Source organism: Chryseobacterium sp. POL2 (genome assembly GCF_011058315.1).
Taxonomy (GTDB): Bacteria; Bacteroidota; Bacteroidia; order Flavobacteriales; family Weeksellaceae; genus Soonwooa.
This window is the reverse complement of sequence record NZ_CP049298.1, coordinates 3,140,671-3,162,556: the sequence shown is the minus strand read 5'-3', so window position 1 is coordinate 3,162,556 and position 21,886 is coordinate 3,140,671. Positions and strand designations below refer to the sequence as shown.

The 21,886-nt window shown below is 34.8% G+C and carries 20 protein-coding genes; 9 read left to right on the top strand and 11 right to left on the bottom strand.

The window, feature by feature from the left end:
* Positions 1–36: 36 nt before the first annotated feature.
* Both atpB and G6R40_RS14640 read right to left on the bottom strand, forming a co-directional pair.
* Positions 37–1,128 carry a F0F1 ATP synthase subunit A gene (atpB, locus tag G6R40_RS14645; protein ID WP_165137246.1) on the bottom strand — a complete coding sequence of 364 codons (1,092 nt, stop codon included), beginning with the start codon at positions 1,126–1,128 and terminating at the stop codon, positions 37–39.
* Positions 1,129–1,197: 69 nt separating this feature from the next.
* Complete coding sequence (locus G6R40_RS14640; RefSeq protein WP_165137243.1) at positions 1,198–1,584, bottom strand: hypothetical protein; 387 nt, start codon at positions 1,582–1,584, stop codon at positions 1,198–1,200.
* Positions 1,585–1,666: 82 nt separating this feature from the next.
* Here G6R40_RS14640 and ffh point away from each other — a divergent pair, with 82 nt between their 5' ends.
* Positions 1,667–3,034, top strand: coding sequence for a signal recognition particle protein (gene ffh / locus G6R40_RS14635; RefSeq protein ID WP_165137240.1), 1,368 nt, complete (start codon positions 1,667–1,669; stop codon positions 3,032–3,034).
* Positions 3,035–3,156: 122 nt separating this feature from the next.
* On the opposite strand, the gene G6R40_RS14630 is transcribed toward ffh, so the two are convergent.
* The 5 genes from G6R40_RS14630 to G6R40_RS14610 all read right to left on the bottom strand — a co-directional run bounded on the left by G6R40_RS14630 (position 3,157) and on the right by G6R40_RS14610 (position 8,689).
* Positions 3,157–3,753 carry an outer membrane protein gene (locus G6R40_RS14630; RefSeq protein WP_165137237.1) on the bottom strand — a complete coding sequence of 199 codons (597 nt, stop codon included), beginning with the start codon at positions 3,751–3,753 and terminating at the stop codon, positions 3,157–3,159.
* Between the two features lie 368 nt (positions 3,754–4,121).
* A complete protein-coding gene (locus G6R40_RS14625; RefSeq protein ID WP_165137234.1) occupies positions 4,122–4,679 on the bottom strand; it encodes a porin family protein in 558 nt (185 codons plus the stop codon).
* A gap of 297 nt (positions 4,680–4,976) precedes the next feature.
* Positions 4,977–7,214 (bottom strand): reprolysin-like metallopeptidase, encoded by a 2,238-nt coding sequence (locus G6R40_RS14620; protein ID WP_165137231.1) that lies wholly within the window; start codon positions 7,212–7,214, stop codon positions 4,977–4,979.
* Positions 7,215–7,219: 5 nt separating this feature from the next.
* Positions 7,220–7,591: a hypothetical protein gene (locus G6R40_RS14615; RefSeq protein ID WP_165137228.1), complete on the bottom strand. Its 372-nt coding sequence runs from the start codon at positions 7,589–7,591 to the stop codon at positions 7,220–7,222.
* 135 nt (positions 7,592–7,726) lie between these two features.
* Positions 7,727–8,689: a PhoH family protein gene (locus G6R40_RS14610; RefSeq protein ID WP_165137225.1), complete on the bottom strand. Its 963-nt coding sequence runs from the start codon at positions 8,687–8,689 to the stop codon at positions 7,727–7,729.
* 99 nt (positions 8,690–8,788) lie between these two features.
* On the opposite strand from G6R40_RS14610, the gene G6R40_RS14605 reads away from it, so the two are divergent.
* Complete coding sequence (locus tag G6R40_RS14605; RefSeq protein ID WP_165137222.1) at positions 8,789–9,619, top strand: S-adenosyl-l-methionine hydroxide adenosyltransferase family protein; 831 nt, start codon at positions 8,789–8,791, stop codon at positions 9,617–9,619.
* Positions 9,620–9,693: 74 nt separating this feature from the next.
* Here G6R40_RS14605 and G6R40_RS14600 read toward each other — a convergent pair whose 3' ends face one another.
* Complete coding sequence (locus G6R40_RS14600; protein WP_165137219.1) at positions 9,694–11,865, bottom strand: M12 family metallo-peptidase; 2,172 nt, start codon at positions 11,863–11,865, stop codon at positions 9,694–9,696.
* 127 nt (positions 11,866–11,992) lie between these two features.
* Between G6R40_RS14600 and G6R40_RS14595 the strand changes: the two genes are divergently transcribed.
* The 6 genes from G6R40_RS14595 (at position 11,993) to nhaA (ending at position 19,132) form a co-directional block, all read left to right on the top strand.
* Positions 11,993–12,538, top strand: coding sequence for a CopD family protein (locus G6R40_RS14595; protein ID WP_165137216.1), 546 nt, complete (start codon positions 11,993–11,995; stop codon positions 12,536–12,538).
* 55 nt (positions 12,539–12,593) lie between these two features.
* A complete protein-coding gene (locus tag G6R40_RS14590; protein WP_165137213.1) occupies positions 12,594–13,322 on the top strand; it encodes an ABC transporter permease in 729 nt (242 codons plus the stop codon).
* Between the two features lie 22 nt (positions 13,323–13,344).
* Positions 13,345–15,000, top strand: coding sequence for a gliding motility-associated ABC transporter substrate-binding protein GldG (gene gldG / locus G6R40_RS14585; protein WP_165137210.1), 1,656 nt, complete (start codon positions 13,345–13,347; stop codon positions 14,998–15,000).
* A gap of 58 nt (positions 15,001–15,058) precedes the next feature.
* A complete protein-coding gene (locus tag G6R40_RS14580) occupies positions 15,059–15,589 on the top strand; it encodes a GNAT family N-acetyltransferase (protein ID WP_165137207.1) in 531 nt (176 codons plus the stop codon).
* A 169-nt stretch (positions 15,590–15,758) separates the two neighbouring features.
* Positions 15,759–17,969: a RelA/SpoT family protein gene (locus tag G6R40_RS14575; RefSeq protein WP_165137204.1), complete on the top strand. Its 2,211-nt coding sequence runs from the start codon at positions 15,759–15,761 to the stop codon at positions 17,967–17,969.
* Entirely contained in the window at positions 17,966–19,132 is a 1,167-nt protein-coding gene (gene nhaA / locus G6R40_RS14570) for a Na+/H+ antiporter NhaA (RefSeq protein WP_165137772.1), read from the top strand. The genes G6R40_RS14575 and nhaA overlap by 4 nt, the downstream gene beginning before the upstream one ends.
* 47 nt (positions 19,133–19,179) lie before the next feature.
* Here nhaA and G6R40_RS14565 read toward each other — a convergent pair whose 3' ends face one another.
* Complete coding sequence (locus tag G6R40_RS14565; RefSeq protein ID WP_165137201.1) at positions 19,180–19,464, bottom strand: hypothetical protein; 285 nt, start codon at positions 19,462–19,464, stop codon at positions 19,180–19,182.
* A 114-nt stretch (positions 19,465–19,578) separates the two neighbouring features.
* Positions 19,579–20,541, bottom strand: a complete 963-nt coding sequence (locus tag G6R40_RS14560; protein ID WP_165137198.1) for a YihY/virulence factor BrkB family protein — start codon at positions 20,539–20,541, stop codon at positions 19,579–19,581.
* A 30-nt stretch (positions 20,542–20,571) separates the two neighbouring features.
* On the opposite strand from G6R40_RS14560, the gene G6R40_RS14555 reads away from it, so the two are divergent.
* Entirely contained in the window at positions 20,572–21,045 is a 474-nt protein-coding gene (locus tag G6R40_RS14555) for a 23S rRNA (pseudouridine(1915)-N(3))-methyltransferase RlmH (RefSeq protein ID WP_165137195.1), read from the top strand.
* A gap of 277 nt (positions 21,046–21,322) precedes the next feature.
* Here the strand turns inward: G6R40_RS14555 and G6R40_RS14550 are convergent, their stop codons facing one another.
* The gene (locus G6R40_RS14550; protein WP_165137192.1) at positions 21,323–21,886 is read right to left on the bottom strand and encodes a phosphatase PAP2 family protein; all 564 of its coding nucleotides are present in this window, start codon (positions 21,884–21,886) and stop codon (positions 21,323–21,325) included.

The window sequence follows — 21,886 nt, the reverse complement described above, 5'->3', positions numbered from 1 at the left end:
ATTTAAAAAGTTGCTTTTATTGTTTTAAAATAAATACTAGTGATCGTGGTGAGGTTCTTCAACCGCTGATCCAATAAATAATGCTGTTAACATGGTAAAGATATAAGCCTGTAATGCTGCTACCAATACCTCCAACACATAAATAAATAATGTTAAACCTAAAGACACAGGAGCGATCATATATGTTTTCATGATGAAGATCAAAGCGATCAAACTCATGATGATAATGTGTCCTGCTGTCATGTTTGCAAAAAGACGAATCATCAAGGCAAAAGGTTTAGTAATAATCCCTAATAATTCTACTGGAACCAAAATAATATACACCAATATTTTACCACCCAAAGGCATATTATTTCCTAATGGATCTAACATGTGCATCCAGTAAGTTTTTTTACCACTTAGATTAACAACTAGTAATGTAAACACCGCCATCATCATCGTAAAAGCGATATTACCTGTTGTGTTAGCCGCGCCAGGAACAAGTCCTAAAATATTAAGAATCCAAATAAATAAGAACAAAGTCACTAAATAAGGAACATATCTTCTATATTTTACCGAACCAATATTTTGCAAAGCAATATCATCTCTAACAAATAAAATAAGAGGCTCCATAAACTTCGCAATACCAGTTGGTACAGCAGATTTTTTATAACTTGCTTTCGTTGCAAAAGCTAAAAGAATAAGAATAAATGCTGCAAAAATCATTTGTGCAACAACCTTAGTAATAGACAAGTCCAGTGGCTTAGCATTCGTAGGATGCTCTACCCCTTTCTCATCTTTATGCATAGTAAGTGTTCCTAGTTCGTCCGTTTCGTAGATTTTACCGTGGAACAATTTGTAATTCTTTCCATCAATATGAGCCACTTCTTCACCTTCGTGACCAAATTTTGAAGAACTGAAAACTTTCAATCCATTATCAACCAAAATAACTGGAAGTGCAAAACCAACAGAGTTTTCGCCCTCTCCCCACAAATGCCAGTAATGGCCATCAGCAATGTGATGCATAATGAACGGTACAGGATTGTACTTTTCCTCAGTTCCTGCTACTGTAGCTGTTTCGCTAGCTTTCACAAAAGAAAAGCTAAAAACAAAAACATGAAGGAAAATTAACAGTTTTTTAAAATTCATGACTAGATCGATTTCTAAAATTTTTTTGCAAAAATATAAAATAATATCCGATTTTGGGAAATCTTTAACTCAAATATTTTTATGACATTCGTCTTGTTTTCTTACCAAAGCCACAACAAGAACAACTTCCGCCGCAAGATACAACCAATACATTCCAAAATAAACTAAAAGATTGTTTTTAAAATCTGATTCAAACAAAGCAATATATCCTATCGCAAAAAGCTTAAAAACTACAAATCCCAAAAATATAAAGCCTATAATATTTTTCTTTTTTAAACCAAAAACCAAAAGCATTGTTACAACCCCAACTAAGGTAACGAAAAATAACAAGAAATGGATTTTATAACTTAAATTCAGAATGCCCTGAGTCTCCAATATCCATTGAACCAAGAACATCAAAGCAGAGAACAAAAGAAATAATAACGCGTACGTTGGGATAAGCTTCAGATTCTTCATTTTGGCAAAACTACCAAAAATTATTCAGAACTACTTTATTTATTATAAATTCGTTATTTTTGCAAATCTAATTTTCTAAACAATGTTCAATAGTTTACAAGACAAACTTGATAAAGCCTTACACAATATATCAGGACGAGGCAAAATTACCGAGATTAACGTAGCCGAAACGGTTAAAGAAATTCGTCGTGCCTTGGTAGATGCCGATGTTAACTACAAAGTAGCAAAAGACCTCACCAAAAGAGTTCAAGACAAAGCTATTGGTCAAAATGTATTGACCTCTTTAACACCTGGCCAGTTGATGACCAAAATCGTCCATGACGAATTGGTAGATCTTATGGGAGGATCACAAGAAGGCATCAACCTTTCTGAAAAGCCGACAATTATTTTGATTGCTGGTTTGCAAGGTTCTGGTAAAACGACTTTTTCGGGAAAGTTAGCCAATTATCTTAAACAAAAAAGAAGCAAAAAACCTCTATTGGTAGCATGTGACGTCTATCGTCCTGCTGCTATTGATCAGCTAAAAGTTTTGGGTAATCAAATAGGAGTTCCGGTATATACAGAAGATGGAAATCTTAAGCCTGTTAGCATTTCTGAAAACGCCATTAATTTTGCTAAACAAAACAACCACGACGTTATCATCATCGATACCGCGGGACGTTTGGCAATTGATCAAGAAATGATGAACGAAATCCGCAATGTTCATCAAGCTGTAAAACCTACAGAAACATTATTCGTTGTTGACTCCATGACAGGGCAAGACGCCGTTAACACAGCAAAAGCCTTCAACGACGTCCTTAACTACAATGGTGTTGTCCTTACCAAATTGGACGGTGACACGCGAGGTGGTGCAGCCTTGACGATTCGTTCTGTTGTTGAGAAACCTATCAAATTCATCTCTACTGGTGAGAAGATGGAAGCTTTGGATCTTTTCTATCCAGAAAGGATGGCAGACAGAATCCTTGGTATGGGTGACGTTGTTTCCTTAGTAGAAAGAGCTCAGGAACAATTTGACGAGGAAGAAGCAAAAAAACTTCACAAAAAAATTGCTAAAAACGAATTTGGTTTCGATGATTTCTTAAAGCAGATTAATCAAATCAAAAAAATGGGTAATATGAAAGATTTGATGGGGATGATTCCTGGCGTAGGAAAAGCCATCAAAGATGTTGATATTAGCGACGATGCCTTCAAACATATCGAAGCAATTATCCATAGTATGACTCCTGACGAGAGAAGAAAACCATCTATCATTAACATGCCTAGAAAGCAACGTATCGCAAAAGGCGCCGGAAGAACCCTGGAAGAAGTAAACCAACTTATGAAACAGTTTGACCAAATGGGAAAAATGATGAAAATGATGCAAGGTCCTCAGGGTAAACAAATGATGCAGATGATGAGCAAAATGCCAAATATGCCAGGCATGGGCGGTGGGCTTTTTGGAGGTAAATAGTTTTAAACCTAATAAATATAAAAACTCATTTCTAAAATTTTAGAGATGAGTTTTTTTGTGCACACAAAAAGAGCTATCAAAATTAATTGACAGCTCTTTTGTATTTTTATAAGAGTTAAATCTTATTTGAAAAGGTATTTAACACCAAAAGTAACTGATCCTAAATCAAGACCGAAGTTGTAGTTATCTACACTTTTAGCATCTTTATATTTAGCAGATCTGTAACCGAATTCACCGATAGTAGCTTCGATAGTCCAGTTAGGAGCAACTACATAATCGATACCTGGTCTTACAACCACTCCAAAAGAAGAGAATTTATCTTTACCAACTTCTTTACCAGCAACCTCAGCTTTGTCATTACCAAATGCCATTGGCACAGACAATTGACCAAACAATAAGAAGTTATCTGAAACATTCCAGTATTTTCTTACCAATGGTTCAATAACGAATGCTGAAGTAGTGTCTTTATAATCAACCCCGTTAAATTTTCCTTTTTCTGATGCAGATGCATAACCAACACCTAATCCTACTGCAACATTAGGAGCAACAAAATATCCAACAGTTGGAACAACTGTAAACGAATCATTAGTTACATCATTATTATTATTTTTTTGACCTTGATATCCTACAGTACCAGAAATAAATGCAGTTCCTTTTGCAATTTGAGCATTAACTGCTCCGAAAAGTGCCAAAGCACCAACTAGAATTACTTTTTTCATTTTATTAAAAATTAATGGCGCAAAATTACAATAATTAATCTTAAAATTTTTAACACTATTTATGAAAAAAATCATATTAATTAAAAACATGATTATACATACAAAAACCAATTATATAACTACATACAACACGTAAACATCAATATGAAAAATTATTATTTTAATAAACAAAATACCTTATTTAAAAAAATACCTCAACACTTACAACAGAAAATTCCGAAACCAAACCCATTATAAAAAATTTAGCGAGATATTAGAAAATACAAAAGATTATTATTTTGTACTATTTAACTCATCAAAAAGTGCATTTAATGTTAAAAAAAAGAGCACTATAAAGTGCTCTTAATATAAAATATAGATTGGCTTAATTAAAATTTATAACCTAATGATACAGAAAACACATTGTTTCTAACTTTAAAATCATCAGAATCTTTTATAATATTTGTTAGACCAGCACTATATCTAGCGCCAATAAATAAATTTGGCATAATGTCATAATTTGCACCTAAATTAATTGCAAAATCTGTAGATTTCATTTCATTTTTAATATCTACTGATTCACCATCACCTTTTAATTTTGAACTCATTAAAAAACCTATTTGAGGACCAGCTTCTAAACTAAATTTCTCTGCTAAGTTATATTTAAACATCAAAGGCACCGCAATATAATCTATAGACCAAGTTGCTTCAAAACCATCTTCTTTTTCTTTAGCTCCTTGTCCAGAGTATAAAACTTCTGGCTGGAATGTAAATTGGCTCGAGATTGGAAATTGCGCAAATACACCAGCACTAAAACCAACTTTAGATTTCACATTCTCTACATCTCCATTAAGACTAGAAATATTCATACCTGCCTTGATTCCAAATTGCTGTGCATTCATCGACGCAAAAAGTGCTAACGCACCTACTAAGAATAATTTTTTCATGATTTTAAAATTTTTATTAATATATATTTAAGAGTTTACTAATTATCAAATCCCTTATTAAAAACAATTACAATCAAAATATACTATATTACATTGAAATTATCTTCACATTTTGGCATTATTTAAGTGAATAAAATCAAACAATAGATTAAATAAATAAATAATTACAATTGTTATTTTCACACAGCAAATATAATACTATTTCTTAATTTAACAAATTTTATGATATTTTTATTAAATAAAAACAGAAAAGGCTTGCAAACACAAGCCTTTTCGAATATTATAAATTTATAAAAATTACTTCTGAATAACTAAATTTTGACTATTCACAGTACCATTAGCGTTAACAACAATACGATAAGTACCTGTAGCTAAGTCGGAAACATTAATTTTCTCAGTTGTTGGCACTTTAGCTTGTTTCAACAATCTACCTGATTGATCATAAATCATATAGTTAGCCTCTGAAGATTTGTTAGACAATGCAATGCTAACTTCTCCTTTTGCAGGATTCGGATAAATCGTGAATGACTTTTTAGTAATATCATTAACCGCCAAATCTTTTTTGATGGAGAAATAAGTAGAGTTAATAGCAAAATAAATGTTTTCTTTTGCTTTAATCATTATTCTTGCAGTCGCAATATCGTCATTTGGCAAAGTCACTTCGACACTACCTGTATTCGGCACATTTTCCGCCAAAACTATATCAAAGTTTTCACCAGAATCTTTTGATAATAAAATCTGAACATTCTGAGTATTAACTGGTGCAGCGTTTGTCCCCGCAACATCCCATGTTACAGTTGTAGCAGAACCTCCCATATACTGTGCATTAGTAGCATGCGAAGTCACCTTGAAAGGCCCAACATTAGACACTACAACCTGCATATTAGCTCTAGCCGATTGTGCTCCTGTAGCTTTGTTATCATTAACCAATAACGTAAAATTAAGATTTCTAGCTACCGTTGGCAAGACTTCCCATTTATTATCAACATTATTAAGAAGGTCTAGCATTCTAGGGAAATATCTTGTTCCTCCAACCACTGGAAAATACGATCTAAAAACTGGCCCAGAAGTGGCAGTCGACACGGGCGGCTGTGTACTATTTTGTGAGTCCAACTGTTCCCAAAGATAAGTAACCTCATCTCCATCTGGGTCTGTTGCTGTTGCTGATAGCGCAAATGGCGTCCCTTTTGGAATAGTATAATCTGACAAATCAGCTACCACTGGTGGTTGATTGTTATTATCAGTTTTTACAGAACAATCTGCTGATCTTGATATAAAATTATACATCTGGTTAACAGATGCGGTATGAAAATACGCATCACTTCTACTTTGTACATTTTGTGTTGCCGTACAAATACCTGCATAAGCCATAATTGTACTACCACTTCCTGGCTCATAAGCTGTAGCTAAGGATCTATTACCTGCACAGCTACCAGCAGTATTGTTATTAAAGGTATGCGTTGCACCAAATTGATGCCCCATTTCATGTGCTACATAATCAATATTAAACGCATCATTAGTTGGTACAGAAGATCCCGTTACACCTCTTGCCTTGCCTGTTCCACATGGAGAATTAAGCTGAGCAATACCACCACCTCCAGTACTGAAAACATGTCCTATGTCATAATTTGCAGAACCTATTATTTCATTACAGATTCTTAAGTTTTGATCCAACATAGCCGCACCATCATTATTGGTGTAACCTCCTGAAGCTGGATAATCTGCACTAGTCAAGAAAATAACCTGGTCATTATTAGGTACCAAAACCATAGTTAAAGACATCGTCTTTTCATAAACACCATTAACACGTGTCATAGATGCCGCCATTGCTGCTAAGACAGCAGTTTTCTTTTGCTCAACAGTACCTTGACTCATCCCCGCTCTATTCACATGGAAGGTTGAATATTGCGTTGTACAAGCTAAAGCTAAACGGTAGGTTCTCCATTTTCCATCTTGTACTAAAGGGAATTTGCTATCAACCTCTCCAACTCCTGGGATAACATCGTTATTTTCTTCAACGAAACCACAATTAAATTGTTCTGGGTTGGCTTTAAGATCTTTTCTCTTATACACGACATAAGTCCCTTTGTCTTTGGTATAAGTATCCATATAGCTAACTTCTCCTGCATCGAAATACATAATATTAACACCATCTGTTGGCGTCACGCTAAATCTAATAGTATTAGATTTATTCGATTTTTGATAACCAACATAAGATCGAATATCAGAATATTTTTCTTGTAGTTCTGGAGAAAGTACCGAAGCTTCTTGAATTATATAATCAACAAAATTTCCATTAGCATCAGGAAACTTTAAGATTAAACTTTCATCGTTAGAAAATCTCTGAGGCGCCGTTTGTAGAGCACCATTCAATTTATCCAAATTCAAATTATACAATTTGTATTGCATAGGTTGAGATTGTCTTTCTGTAACTTGTTTTCCTGCAACATTTGAAGTTTTACTCCAATAATTGGCTTGCCCAAATACAGAAGCTGAAACTATTACCGCAGCAAACGTAAAGAAATTTTTAACCATAGTAATTATTTTATAATTAAGTTTATTGATTTGTTTTTATAATTATTCAAAAGTTTGATTATTACAAGACTTTTCAGTCGTCCACTGGTTCCTAATTGTGGATTATCCACATCTATAATTTCGATATTTATTTTATCTCCAATTAAATTTACAGATTTAATATCGATATCATTTTTAGATTTTGGCGTCGCACTTACTGCGATTAAAGTTTCATTTTCATCATAACTCGGAATCGGGATTTGTCGTAATCCTTTTGGTGAAGCTGACAAATATTTATAAATATTGTCTATTTCTTCTTGGTTTTTCAATAACACAAATGCATAATCCTCTAGGACATCGAACTTGGATTGGTGAACAATCTCAAATTCTAACGGCATTTGGTTCTCTTGTTGATGCTGCGAGGAACAATTCAGCATTACAACAAAACTCAAAAAAGCAAAAATACATTTCATACCTTATCTTCCATATCAATGAAACTTTGCAAATATATCATTATTTTTTTTACAAAAAAATCATTTATTCTGATGATTATATTGCTCTTCCTTATTATATGCTAAAATTATTTTCTTCACAACAGGATGGCGCACCACATCTTCTTCTGTTAAATGCACAAAGCCTATCTCTTCCACATCTTTCAGAATTCGCATCGACTCCCGAAGTCCAGATTGTTGATTTTTGGGGAGATCCACCTGACTGGGATCACCTGTAATAATGAATTTGGCATTCATTCCCATTCTGGTGAGGAACATTTTCATTTGAGAATGTGTCGTATTTTGCGCTTCATCCAAAATCACAAAAGCATCATCCAAGGTACGGCCGCGCATAAAAGCCAGAGGCGCCACTTCGATGACTTTTTTTTCTATAAAGGCTTCCAATTTCTCGTGCGGAATCATATCGCGCAAAGCGTCATATAAAGGTTGCAAATAGGGATCCAACTTCTCTTTAAGATCGCCAGGCAAAAATCCTAAACTTTCTCCTGCTTCCACAGCGGGTCGTGTTAGAATAATACGTTTCACCTCTTTATCGCGAAGCGCTTTCACCGCCAAAGCAACACTCGTGTAGGTTTTCCCTGTCCCGGCAGGCCCAATAGCAAACACCATATCTTTTTTATCACTCGTTTTTACCAGTTTTTTAAGATTCGATGTTTTAGCTTTTATAACTTTTCCGTTAACGCCTTTTACAATAATATTCTGATCAAAAAGCAATTGTTTTTCTTCTTCATTTTTAATTTTAAGAATGGATTCAACGTTTTTAAGATCTATCGAATTATGTTTGGAAATAAAGGACACCATATCATCTAGTCGCCCTTTCAAAATATCCAAAGTATCTTGATTTCCCATGGCAAAAATATAATTGTCGCGACCTGTAATTTTGAGCGTTGGAAAGCTGGATTTTATAAGATTAAAATACTGATTTTGTACACCATAAAACATCTTGGTGTCTATGTCATTAATTTCGTAATTGAGTTCGTACATAAAAAATACTGTGTTATTCCTAACAAATATAAGAATTGATTTGACGAAATGCTTGACCCGAGAAGATATTTATCATTAATTTTGCGCAAAAGAAATTGCATGCCTATAATAAGTTTAACTTCCGATTACGGAACTGTCGACCACCGCGTCGCTTGCATTAAAGGAAGTCTTTTGAGCATGAATGAAGATATCAAACTTGTTGACATCACGCATGATATTTTGCCATACAACATTCAACAGGCAGCTTACGTTATTAGAAGTTCTTATAAAAATTTTCCTGAAGGTAGCATCCATATTATTTGCGTTGACAGCTTTTTCCATAAAGACCGAAAAAATATTTTAGTCAAAATTGATGGTCATTATTTTTTAGCAGCAGACAATGGTATTCTCAATCTTATTTTTTTTGATATTAAACCTGATTATATTTTTGAAATTACTTTAAATAAAAGGTTTGATGATACAATTAACTTCACCGCAACAGATATTTTTGTGCCAGCAGCCATACATCTGTATAACGGTGGCGTGCCAGAAGTTATCGGAAAACTTATTACCGAAACCAAAGAAACCTATTTTGTAAATGCGAGTTACAAAGCTTCCGAAAAAATGATTATTGGCGAAGTAATGTATGTGGACAATTTTGGAAATGTTGTTTCCAATATACATCGCAGCTTGTTTGAGCTTCATATGAGTAATGCAACAAGTTTTATTATAAAATTTAGGAATATCGTTTTGACCAAAATTTACAATCAATACACAGACCTTGTGGCAGACTGGGATGACGAAGCCGAATATCACGGCAAATCGGCAGTCATCTTTAACGACAACAACCTTCTGGAACTTACTGTCTACAAAGGAAGTCTTCACAATGGCGCTGCCTCTTTATTCGGAATGAATATGGGCGAAAAGATCTATATCGAATTCGATTCTTAAGATTTAAAAATAAATAAAAAAAGCGCTCGTTATTCACAAGCGCTTTTGTTTTTTTTAGAAGAATATATTTTAATTTATTTCACAAATTTCTTCGAAATCACTTGACCATCAATATGAGCGTATGCTACATAAACGCCTGCTGGCAAATGAGAAATCGCGATTTCGGAATTTTTATCCAATGCCAACGATGTGTGAATAAGTTTCCCATTCATATCAAAAAGTTCAAGTTTATCAATTGTTTTATTAGATTTTAAATTCAGGCTGGTTTTTGATGCATTAAGTGCTAATGAAAAGCTTGTTGTTTTAACATCTATACTTGACAATTTTTTGCATTCAACCTGTGCTACCCAACCTTTTTCAACAACAGATGCATTTGAAATAAATCTAATTGTAATGGCGCCTGTCTCGTGTGTAGATTCGAAACTTCCAAGATCCAAATTCCCTGATATATTAACATTTCCATTCACCAAAAATGCTTGAGAACCAATACTTGGACCATTATGAATTCTCATAAAATCGCTGCCTTGCTCTGTCACAAATTCTGAGAACGTTAATTTAATTTTATCATTAGGATCAGCTGGTGTAAAGGTTTTAATAACAGTTTCGCTATTACCGTAGTTATCCGCTTCTCCTCCTGTATCGGTGAATTTAAGATTAGAATTACACCATTGCGCATCGGTCAAAATAAGTTGTTTTGCCGCATAAGAATTCTCACCGCCACAATTAACACCCACCAAAACATAGTAATAGGTATTAGAATCCAGATTGGTCAAATTAATAACTTTATTAGTAACAATTCCGGATTTCACAATAGTGCCATCGGGCTTGGTTATTCTATATTTCCATTCTGTCCCACCTTTTGTATCAACAATGGTTGCTGTTGCAGAATTGCTCGTTATATTCGACATCTGAAGTGCCGAAACGGTAGGGTTACAACCTGTTATACAATCTGTATTAAGACAAGATTTCGAATCTACTGTTTGACGAATCAATGCGCCTGGCTGCGGTCCAAAACCTAAAGCCAAGTTAATCCCAACACTTCCAACAAGATGACAATAGCTCATAATGGTTCCTTTAGCAGGAAGTGGACCATCGCAACCTTCAGAAAAACCACCTACAGCACCACAACCATCAATAGGCGTATTATTACCATTCCAAACGCATGCATGCGTATGAGGCGAACCTAGAGAATGTCCCATCTCATGCGTCATTGCCATAATAGTCCAAGAATAGGTCGGTACAGAAGCATAACTCATAGAAATTCCAGAGTAGGCATATTTAGAATTTGAACAAAGCGAGTTAAGATAAGCCACACTCGTAGTTGATGGATAGTTAACCAAATGCGCTAAATCACCATTAAAAGTCGTACGCGTTGCACGGAATTGTGCTAAATTTTCGCCATAATCGCCTGTGTAAGGATCTGCAGTTGTCCAGATAAAAATTTCGTGTAGCGACATTTTCACGCCGTCATTATTATACAAAGTTCCTATATTATTATGAATCGCCGTAATCCAATTGGTCGTTGTTGTAATATTACTAGAGTTTTGCTTGTAAGGTTTATTACAAATTTCGTAGTAAACACGTACACAATTTTCTGTAGTTTCCGCTTTTTTATTAACAGTAGATGGATCAAAAGAAAAATTCTGACTTTGATTTTCCATCAACTCATCAGCTTTACAAACAAAAGGGCTAGCACCCGTCAAGGTTGAATCCGAATAAATTAAAAAATCTTCAGAATCTATTGCTTTTCCAACCACAATATTTCCCACTTTAAGATCTGAGGCAAGACCTACAACATCGTCTTCAAAAAAGCTAAATGCTACCACCGACGTCGGATCGCCTTTAATAATACCTTGATAATAAACACCCGGTTTGTAAGATTTAAACTCACCTTGATCCGTTTGAATTGTTAAATTATTCTGACCTCCGAAAATATCATTTTGAATTAATTCTAAAGTAATCTCTTTATCTCGAAACGGAACAGAAATTTCTACAGCTGTTGGTCTTTTTGCCACCAGTTCTTTCAGCTGTACTTTGTTAAGATCCAATGCAATCGCATCTCTTGCCGCCAATTGAAATTTCGCTTGTTTTGCCAAAGCATTACTTTGCTGAAACAAATTGTAAGTGGTAAAACTTTGTTTGCTCGATTTGTAATCCGCAATTTTCTTACCCACCAACTGAGCCGACTGACCCAACGATAACGAAAACACAAAAAACAAGAAAACCACTTGTAAAACTCTCTTCATATTAATTATTTTATTTTAATTTTCACAAACTTAAGATAAATTATTTACATTTAAAGAAATTGAGCATATTTAGCAATTCATAGAATCTGAAATTCTTTAAATAAGTATATTTGCAAAAATTTATCACGTGCTTTATTTGATTATCAAAGCGATCCACATTATTTTCATGGTGAGCTATTTTGCGGGAATTTTTTATTTGGTAAGAATTTTTGTGTACTACAAAGACACAGATACTTTTGAAAACCCAAAACAAAATATCCTTCGTCACCAATATGCTTTTATGACAAAAAGATTATGGAATATCATCATCATCCCAGCCGGAATTATCATGTTAATAAGTGGCATTACGATGATTGGACTCAACCCCAGCCTTATGAAAATGCCTTGGTTTCATTTAAAATTAACCTTTCTCCTTGGACTTCTCGCCTATCATATCTGGAGTTGGAAAAAGACCAAAAGTCTTCAACTCTTAGATGGACAAAGCCTGGACACAGCTAATATCAAACTACGACAATTCAATGAGATTGCGACTTTCATTTTGTTCGGTGTTGTTTTCACAGTTATTCTAAAATCATATATCATCGATTATTGGTGGCAATTATTAGTAGGCTTTATCGTTATAATAATGCTTATTATGGCAACAGTAAAATTGGTAAACAAAGGAAAAAAATAATTGGTGAAAAATTGAATATCTTAGAAATACCAAAACTATAAATTATACAAAACGCATGTTTGCATTATTTAAAAAAGAACTTTGGAGCTATTTTGGAAACTGGAGCGCATGGATGATCATCGCCGCTTTTAGTTTTATCTCGGCTTTATTTTTATTTTTCTTCGAAAACAGCTTCAACATTCTAGATATCGGCAGTGCTTCTTTACAAAGTTTTTTTGTGTTAGCGCCGTGGTTGTTAATGTTCATCATTCCCGCTTTAAGCATGCGAAGCTTGGCAGAAGAACAACAATCCGGAACTTTGCTTTGGTTATTTTCGCAACCTTTAAAAATTGCTGATATCGTTAATGGCAAATTTTTCTCGGTATGGACGATTGGGATTTTGTGTTTAATTCCGTCGCTTATTTATTTCTACACCGTTTACACATTGGGCGTTCCTGCTGGAAATATTGATATGGGAATGACTATGGGAAGCTATTTTGGACTTATTGTTTTGATAGGCGGTTTTTCTGCTTTAGGAATTCTGGCTTCTTCTTTCTCGTCTAACCAAATCATGGCTTACCTTATCGGAGTTTTGCTATGTTTTGTAATGTATTTTGGGATAGAACAATTGGCGAGTTACAAACTTCTCGGATCCGCAGATTTTATTTTACAAAACTTAGGATTTTATCAACATTTCACATCATTCACAAGAGGATTAATTGACACGCGGGACTTATTTTATTTCGTTTTGGTGATATTAATTTGTCTTAAAACCGCTGAATTTTCGGTATTAAAAAAGAAGTAAGACTCTCAATATTTTTTTAGAAATGAACAAAAACAAAATCATATACATCCTTGTAGGACTTCTTTTAATATTAGGCGTTTTTGGCGTATTTTATAAAAGATTCGACTTGACTCAAGAAAAACGCTATACGCTTTCTGATGCCACCGTAAAAACTTTGGAATCGGTTAAAAAACCCATCACAATCGAAGTTTATCTTGATGGTGATTTCCCCGCTTCTTTCAAACAATTACAAAACGAAACCAAATTTATTTTGGAAGAATTTCGAAAAATAAATCCAAAAATCGATTATAAATTCCGTGATCCAATTGCTGAAAAAATCCCAATGGATACCCTACAAGCTATGGGCATGCAACCATCGATGTTACCAGACATCAAAGACGGAAAAATCACCAATATTGTACTTTATCCTTATGCCGCGATCACCTATGATAATTACGGATTTTCCATCCCGTTGATTATCCAACAAGCCGGCATCGACTCCAACGAGCAGCTTAACAAATCCATCGAAAACCTCGAATACAACTTCGCTTCTAACATCAAAGCAATAACCGAAGAAACTAAAAAAAATATTGGTTTTTTGGTTAATCAAGACGAATTGGGACGACAAGAGTTCACCAGTTTTATCGACATGGCTTTGGAAAATTATAATATTGGACCTATTATCCCAGAAAACAAAACAGAACTAAGTCTTGCCGATGTTCCGAAGCTTAAACAAATGGATGCCATCGTCGTTGCAAAACCACGAAAAGCCTTTACGACAAACGAAAAAATAATCCTCGACCAATACATCATGAATGGTGGAAAAAGCCTCTGGATGCTCGATGCTGTTAATGCTGAAATGGATACGCTTTTCCGTTCCAAAAACATTATGGCTTTCCCTGTTGATATAAATCTTACAGACATGATGTTCAGTTATGGTGTTCGTGTCAATCCAGGTTTGGTAAAAGACATGAAACAATCCGCTATCATCCGTCTCAAAACTGGAGAGATCGCAGGCAACCCACAATTCACCAATTTGATGTGGCCCTATTTTCCACTCGGGATTTCACAAAATCAAAATGCCATTACTAAGAACATTAATCCCGTAAAATTCGAATTCCCAACTTCTATCGACACCTTATCCCGAAAGAATGTAAAATTCAATGTGTTGTTTGAATCCAGCGACAGAACTATAACCAAGACTGTCCCGAATTATGTTGCCTTATCCGAAATGATAAAAATGGATAGCCTTGGCATTATGGAACAAGCTTCTACACCCAAGATATTTGCGGTTTCTTTGGAAGGAAAATTCCAATCTGCTTATGCAACAAGAAGTGAGAAAAATGCTTATCCCGATTTTAAAACCCAAAGTCAAAATAACAAAATGATTGTCATCGCCGACGGTGACGGTGCCAAAAACCAAACGGTGAAAGGCCAAGCCATGCCACTAGGATTCGATTACTTAACCCAACAACGTTATGGTAACGAGCAGTTTTTGAGAAACGCACTAGATTACCTTTTGGACGACTCCAACCTTATGGCATTGCGCAACCGAAATCTCGAAATGCGACTATTAGACAAACAACGTATTGATGGAGAACGCCAAAATTGGCAATGGATCAACCTTCTGCTACCACTTGGGATTTTAGGTTTATTAGGAGGCCTATTCTTTTGGTTAAGAAAAAAACAATTTTCATAAATTAAAACCTGTCTATTCGGCAGGTTTTATTATTTTTAAATTAAATAAAAAACAAAGCATGGATTTTCCAAAAATAGAAACCGAACGCCTTATTCTGAACCAACCACACGACAGCGATATAGAATCCATTGTAAAAATCCTTAATAACAAAATCTATTCGGAAAACACACTAAACATGCCTTTCCCATACACAACAGAAAGTGCAAAATTTTGGATAAATCTCTCCGAAAACGGTTTTAAAAATCAAAATCATTATATATTCGCTATTCGACTAAAAGAAGATAATCAAATCATTGGCGGCATCGACTTAAACATTGACAAAGCTTTTAACAAAGCCGAACTAGGCTATTGGATGGACATCAACTTTTGGAACAACGCCTACACAACCGAAGCTGTAAAAGCCATTATAGATTTCGGTTTTGAAACTTTACATCTCAAAAGAATTTTTGCAACACATTTTGATTTCAACCCCGCTTCAGGAAAAGTTATGCAAAAAGCAGGAATGACGATGGAAGGTATTTTGAAAGCCAATTCTAAAAAAGGCGATAAGTATCAAAATCATGTTTTGTACGCGATTGTCAAGGATTAATTTTAAAATCAAAAAAAATCTTGAAAATCAAACACAGTGCTTAATATCTACTTATTTTCCAAAACTTCGAAAACTTATTGTTAATCGCTGAAAAAACCAAAGATTCTATCTCAAAAACTTGAACAAAACTTGATTTTTTTCTTAAATTAGTAGCTTCATTACACAAATCATGGCTTACGATTTAGAAAAAGAAAACAAGGAGATCCTTGCCCGCTATAAAGACCTGATAGCCAATACATATCGAACTTTAGACGAAGATCAAAACAAGTTGATCCGCAAAGCCTTTGATATTGCATTGGACGCGCACAAAGATCAACGACGAAAAACGGGAGAACCTTACATCTATCATCCAATAGAAGTGGCAAAAATTGTTGCCAACGAAATTGGTCTTGGTGCGACAAGTATTGCTTGTGCCCTGCTACACGACGTTATCGAAGATTCGGAATATACCTATGAAGATATCAAAAAAATCTTCGGAAAAAAGATTGCGGATATTGTGAATGGTTTGACCAAAATATCGGTCATGAATAACCAAAACATTTCCATACAATCTGAGAATTATCGTAAGTTGCTTTTGACTTTATCAGAAGACTTCCGTGTAATTTTAATAAAAATTGCCGACCGTCTTCATAATATGAGAACGCTGGAAAGTATGCGTCCCGACAAGCAACAGAAAATAGCCTCGGAAACCGTCTATATCTACGCCCCTATGGCGCATCGTCTTGGGCTTTACAACATCAAATCCGAGCTGGAAGACCTTTCTCTAAAATATAATAACCCCGAAGTATATAACGAAATTGTCAGCAAACTCGAGCTTGCAAAAGAAAGTCGCGACAAATATATTCAAGAATTTAAAAAAGAAGTTTCTGAACAGCTGAAAGAAGAAGGACTCAACTTCAAAATAAAAGGTCGCGCGAAAGCTATAAGTTCTATTTATCGTAAAATGATGAAGCAGAACGTAACGTTCGAAGAGGTTTTTGACAACTACGCCATCCGAATTATTTATAAATCTGACGCTAAAAATGAAAAGTTCCTTGCTTGGAAAATTTACTCCATTGTAACCGATCTTTACCGTAGCAATCCTTCGCGAATGCGCGACTGGATTTCACAGCCAAGGTCAACTGGCTATGAAAGTTTGCATCTTACCGTGATGGGGCCTGATAAAAAATGGATAGAAGTGCAAATCCGCAGCGAGCGTATGGACGAAATTGCCGAAAAAGGTGTCGCTGCGCATTACCGTTACAAAGAAGGTTACAAAAATTCTGACGACCAAAATTTTGACCGTTGGGTGACCGAAATCCGTGAAGTTCTCGAGCAACAACAAGATCTATCAACCTCGGAGCTTTTGGATAATATCAAACTTAATCTTTATTCTAAGGAAGTTTTTGTATTTACACCAAAAGGAGAAATTAAAATTTTGCCAACTGGTGCAACAGCTCTGGATTTCGCTTTTGCGGTACACTCAGATTTGGGAATGAAATGTCTTGGTGCAAAAGTTAATGGCAAATTGGTGCCGATAAGTTACGTTTTGCAAAACGGCGACCAAGTGGATATTTTGTCTTCGCAAAACCAAAAACCAAAATCCGATTGGTTGGATTTTGTAGTAACATCAAAAGCAAAATCGAAGATTAAGACCATTCTTAATTCAGAAAAAAACACGCGCACAACAGAAGGCAAAGAAATTTTGCAACGTAAAATGCGCCATGCAAAACTTAATTTCAATGATGAAGAAATTAATAAACTTCAGAAATTCCTAAATTTAAAAACCTCGCAAGATGTCTTTTTAGGATTCCAAGATGGCACTTATGACATAGGGGACCTTCGACGATATCTGGAAGGGAGAAGTCTCTTTAGCAATATTTTGCAACGTTTCAGAAAATCACCAACCTCCAAAGTCAATATCGAAAACGACACCCAAGCGCAAGATCTTGACCTGATTGTATTTGGAAAAGATGAAGAAAAACTGAATTATAGTTTTGCAAAATGTTGTACGGTAATTCCTGGTGACAAGATTTTTGGATTTATTACCATTTCGGAAGGCATTAAAGTCCACAACGACAATTGTCCCAATGCGATTAACCTACGTGCCAACTATGATTATCGTGTTTTGGTGGCTAAATGGGTAAATGCCGAAAGCTTCAAAAACAGAATCCAAATCGAGATTGAAGGTCTGGACAGAATGGGTATGATTAACGATATTACAGCCGTGATCAGCAACTCTATGGAGATGGACATGAAGTCGATGTCTATTGCGTCTAACGACGGAATTTTCACTGGCACAATAAATCTTGAAGTCCGTAATAGAAATCAGTTGGATGAAACCTTCCGACAACTAAAGAATATTAATGGCGTTAATAAAGTAAAACGCCTCGTAAAATAAAAGTTTTGAAATTAAAATTAAAGAGCATTTTTGGGTCAGAGCAGTCTTCTGGCGTTATCCTTATCATTTGTGTAATTTTCTCATTGTTAATTGCAAATTCCTCCGCGGGAGAACTTTTTGCGGAACTACTAGCACATCCTTTCGGTTTCGAAAGTCTGCATTTGCAATACTCTCTCGCTACATGGATTAATGATGGCCTTATGGCGGTATTTTTCCTTTTGGTAGGACTTGAAATAAAAAGAGAAATCCTCGAAGGCGAATTATCGGACATCAAAAAAGCTTCTCTCCCGATTTTTGCTGCAATCGGAGGAATGCTTGTTCCTGCTTTAATCTATTTTGCTATCAATCACGACACCGAATATCATGCTGGTTGGGGAATCCCGATGGCTACCGATATTGCTTTTTCTTTAGCAATTCTTTCATTATTGGGAAAACGCGTTCCTATATCGTTGAAGGTTTTTCTAGCGGCTTTGGCTATTGTGGATGACTTGGGCGCGATATTGGTAATTGCAATTTTCTATACGACTTCTTTACATTGGCTGTATTTGGGATATTGTTTAGCGATTGTCGTATTGCTAATTATTCTTAACCTTAAAAAAGTTTCTCAGCCTATTTTCTATATTATTCCAGGATTATTGTTGTGGTATTTTATGCATCATTCTGGGATACACGCGACAATTGCCGGCGTTATTCTGGCATTTTGTATTCCAAACAAAACCAATCGTGGCTCTTTATTAAAACGTATTGAACACAGTCTTCACAAGCCTGTTTCTTATTTTATTATGCCTGTTTTTGCATTTGCAAATACCAATATTATGATTGACCCACAAGTTTTTAATAACTTTTTCAATCCTTTATCTTACGGAATTATGGGCGGCCTAATATTCGGAAAATTTATCGGAATCAGTTTGTTTTCCTACATCGCTATTAAACTTCAACTAAGCAGTCTTCCGGAGAGAAGCAACTGGAACTCTATCTTTGGTGTTGCCCTGTTGGCGGGAATCGGATTTACAATGTCAATTTTCTTAGCGATTTTATCTTTCCCTGGACATGTCGATTATCAAAATGAAGCTAAAGTTGCAATTCTTCTTGCATCCTTAATTTCGGGCGTTGCTGGATTTTTTCTATTAAAAGTAAATCTTGATAAAGCAAAAAACAATTAATACAAAAACGACTGAATATCTTCAGTCGTTTTTGTATTAGAAAAATTTTAATTACAGACAGAGCAGTAGTTTTGCCAATTACAATCCTTGCATACTCGACAATTAGCGGTATTAAAATTATCAGCATCATTACATCCGTAAGTTCTTGCAAAATACTCTTGTGCTTTTTGACATTTCTCTGATCCTTTTGGAATGGGAACGCTGCTTTTTGTACCACCAGGACATGTAAAGCTGTAGTCATAACCTGGTCTTTCATTTGTATTGCTCGAAGATGTAGAAGTCGTCTCATCATCTCTTTCTCCAAAAAGATCTTCAAAACAACTTACATTCAAAATTGAAATTGAAAAGATTAATGTGAGAACTAATGTAATTTTTTTCATAGTATATTATTTGATTTCAAAAATATATTATGTTTTTTAAAAAAACATACCGAGTTCTAGGTAATTTTAATCCAGATTTTCTGATAGAGATTCTGCATGCTCTTCATGAACAATCATCTCTTGCTGAATGATATTTTCGAGTTTTACTTTTTTAATAGCGAGATTCAATTCGTTACCAAGAAGGATAAGCATTACATTGATATTTACCCAAACCATCACCAATATAATAGACCCAATGGATCCATAAAGTACATTGTAACGCGCAAATTTAGCCACATAAATCGCAAAACCATAGGTTAAGATAACAAATAAAATAGTCGTTAAAATCGCACCAGGAATGGCTTCAGAAAACTTAGTAATTTTAAGACAGCCTACCCAATAAAACAAAGCCAATAGGATAAAGTAAAATAACGGAAATGAGATAAATCCAATAATTTTGGACAAGTTATCGACCAACCAACTGATGTTATATTCTGGCGTAAAAAGTTTGAGTACCACCTCGCTGTAATAAATCCCAAAAACGGAAAGCAATGCTAAGCTCATAAATGCTAAAGTAATGAGCATTGCCAAAGCATATTCTTTGATAAAACCACGTTGCAGTTCGGTGTTATGATTAAAACCATTGATTAAACTAAAAGCACCATTGGTCCCGAAAACAAACACCAACAAAATCGTGAGATTGCTAATGCCCTTCATATTTGGGACAATATTATTTTGGATATAATCGCTGACGTCTTGCTGCATGTGAGACGGAAAGACATTGTCCATCAGCACTTCAAAAATATAGAACTGTAACTTATCATAATGTGGCATGTATGGCAAAATAGAAAACATGAATAGTATCATCGGGAAAAGACTCAAAAAGAAACTCCATGATATACTTGCCGCCTGCTTGCCCAAAGGATTATTAAAAATCCCCGCAAAATAGACCTTCATCATTTGCAGTAATGATATACCCAAACCTGGAATATGGATACCATCCAGAAAATCTCGAATTTTTATAATAAATTTGGGTAATTTTTTAGCCATAGCTTTTTATTGCACAAACAAATATACTAAATGCGAATTAATTTCCTCTGCATCGGCAAAACCGATGACAAAGAAATCAGTAATCTCATCAACTATTACATCCCAAGACTTCCCAAGCATTGGAATTTTTGTCTTGTAGAAATTCCTGATGTTAAAAATGTAAAAAAACTAAGTCCAGAAGCGCTTAAAAAAGAAGAAGCCAAACTTTTTAAACATCATATCGAAGCTGGCGAATTGGTCATTCTGCTCGACGAAAAAGGTAAACAATTCACGAGTAGAGAGTTTTCACAAAAAATTGATTTTTGGATGGGTAGCTCTATCAAGAAAATTCATTTTTTGGTGGGCGGTGCTTATGGTTTTTCTGATGACATCTATCAAATAGCGAACGAAAAAATATCACTTTCCAAAATGACCTTCACACATCAAATGATACGCTTATTTTTTGTGGAACAAATCTATCGTGCCGCAACAATTCTGCAAGGAAAACCTTATCACAACGATTAATTAAGACTAGGTTACCTAATCATTGTGCATTTTTCCTTTTTGTATTTAGTAAATAAGTGTAACGTCGTTGTTTATACCTATTTTCAATATGGTATTGAATAATTCTTGTCTTGTCTTGCTTTGCACTTAAATTATCGCAATGATAAACAAAGTTTTGTTCAAAAAAAAGTCCTTTTAAAATTAAACAACTGCTTTCATTTTATATAAGCTATACTAAAGTAATGAAACACTGCTGGTTATCAATCACTTTTTACTTTACTTCAAAATGCACAACAGGTTAGATTACTTGTTGTTTTCTAAGAACAATTTTGGTAAACTCAGCAAACAATCCGCCTGATAAAAAACCTACCAAAGCACCGAAAATAATATCTAATGGGAAATGTACCCCGAGATAAACGCGGCTGTATGAAATAAAACTTGCCCAAATAAAAACGCCCATCGGAAGCCATCGGTATTTTTTGGCTAAAAGTATGCTTAGAAAAGTTGCGATAAAAAAGCTATTGGCAGCATGTGATGAGAAAAAACCATACTTTCCGCCACAAGTTATCATTCTTAATTGTGGAATTAACTCTTCATCGTGACAAGGTCGCAGTCGCGCAATTCCATATTTGAAAACACCAGCAATTTGGTCTGTAAAAGTTATTCCTAAAGCAATAAAAACAACAATGAATATCAGGGATTTTGGCTTATAGGTTTTGAAAAGTAAATAAAGAAAAATAATATACAACGGAATCCAAATCCATTTGCCAGTAATCAACAACCAAAAAGGATCACTTCCTACATTGCCAAGATTATTCAGAAACACTAAAAGCGCTCTATCTTTCTCTATTAATTCGTGCAT

Bases quoted from the DNA above. Each gene is read 5' to 3' on its own strand.
- atpB (WP_165137246.1), bottom strand. From the start codon at position 1,128: ATGAATTTTAAAAAACTGTTAATTTTCCTTCATGTTTTTGTTTTTAGC.
- G6R40_RS14640 (WP_165137243.1), bottom strand. From the start codon at position 1,584: ATGAAGAATCTGAAGCTTATCCCAACGTACGCGTTATTATTTCTTTTG.
- ffh (WP_165137240.1), top strand. From the start codon at position 1,667: ATGTTCAATAGTTTACAAGACAAACTTGATAAAGCCTTACACAATATA.
- G6R40_RS14630 (WP_165137237.1), bottom strand. From the start codon at position 3,753: ATGAAAAAAGTAATTCTAGTTGGTGCTTTGGCACTTTTCGGAGCAGTT.
- G6R40_RS14625 (WP_165137234.1), bottom strand. From the start codon at position 4,679: ATGAAAAAATTATTCTTAGTAGGTGCGTTAGCACTTTTTGCGTCGATG.
- G6R40_RS14620 (WP_165137231.1), bottom strand. From the start codon at position 7,214: ATGGTTAAAAATTTCTTTACGTTTGCTGCGGTAATAGTTTCAGCTTCT.
- G6R40_RS14615 (WP_165137228.1), bottom strand. From the start codon at position 7,591: ATGCCGTTAGAATTTGAGATTGTTCACCAATCCAAGTTCGATGTCCTA.
- G6R40_RS14610 (WP_165137225.1), bottom strand. From the start codon at position 8,689: ATGTACGAACTCAATTACGAAATTAATGACATAGACACCAAGATGTTT.
- G6R40_RS14605 (WP_165137222.1), top strand. From the start codon at position 8,789: ATGCCTATAATAAGTTTAACTTCCGATTACGGAACTGTCGACCACCGC.
- G6R40_RS14600 (WP_165137219.1), bottom strand. From the start codon at position 11,865: ATGAAGAGAGTTTTACAAGTGGTTTTCTTGTTTTTTGTGTTTTCGTTA.
- G6R40_RS14590 (WP_165137213.1), top strand. From the start codon at position 12,594: ATGTTTGCATTATTTAAAAAAGAACTTTGGAGCTATTTTGGAAACTGG.
- gldG (WP_165137210.1), top strand. From the start codon at position 13,345: ATGAACAAAAACAAAATCATATACATCCTTGTAGGACTTCTTTTAATA.
- G6R40_RS14580 (WP_165137207.1), top strand. From the start codon at position 15,059: ATGGATTTTCCAAAAATAGAAACCGAACGCCTTATTCTGAACCAACCA.
- G6R40_RS14575 (WP_165137204.1), top strand. From the start codon at position 15,759: ATGGCTTACGATTTAGAAAAAGAAAACAAGGAGATCCTTGCCCGCTAT.
- G6R40_RS14560 (WP_165137198.1), bottom strand. From the start codon at position 20,541: ATGGCTAAAAAATTACCCAAATTTATTATAAAAATTCGAGATTTTCTG.
- G6R40_RS14555 (WP_165137195.1), top strand. From the start codon at position 20,572: ATGCGAATTAATTTCCTCTGCATCGGCAAAACCGATGACAAAGAAATC.
- G6R40_RS14550 (WP_165137192.1), bottom strand. From the start codon at position 21,886: ATGCACGAATTAATAGAGAAAGATAGAGCGCTTTTAGTGTTTCTGAAT.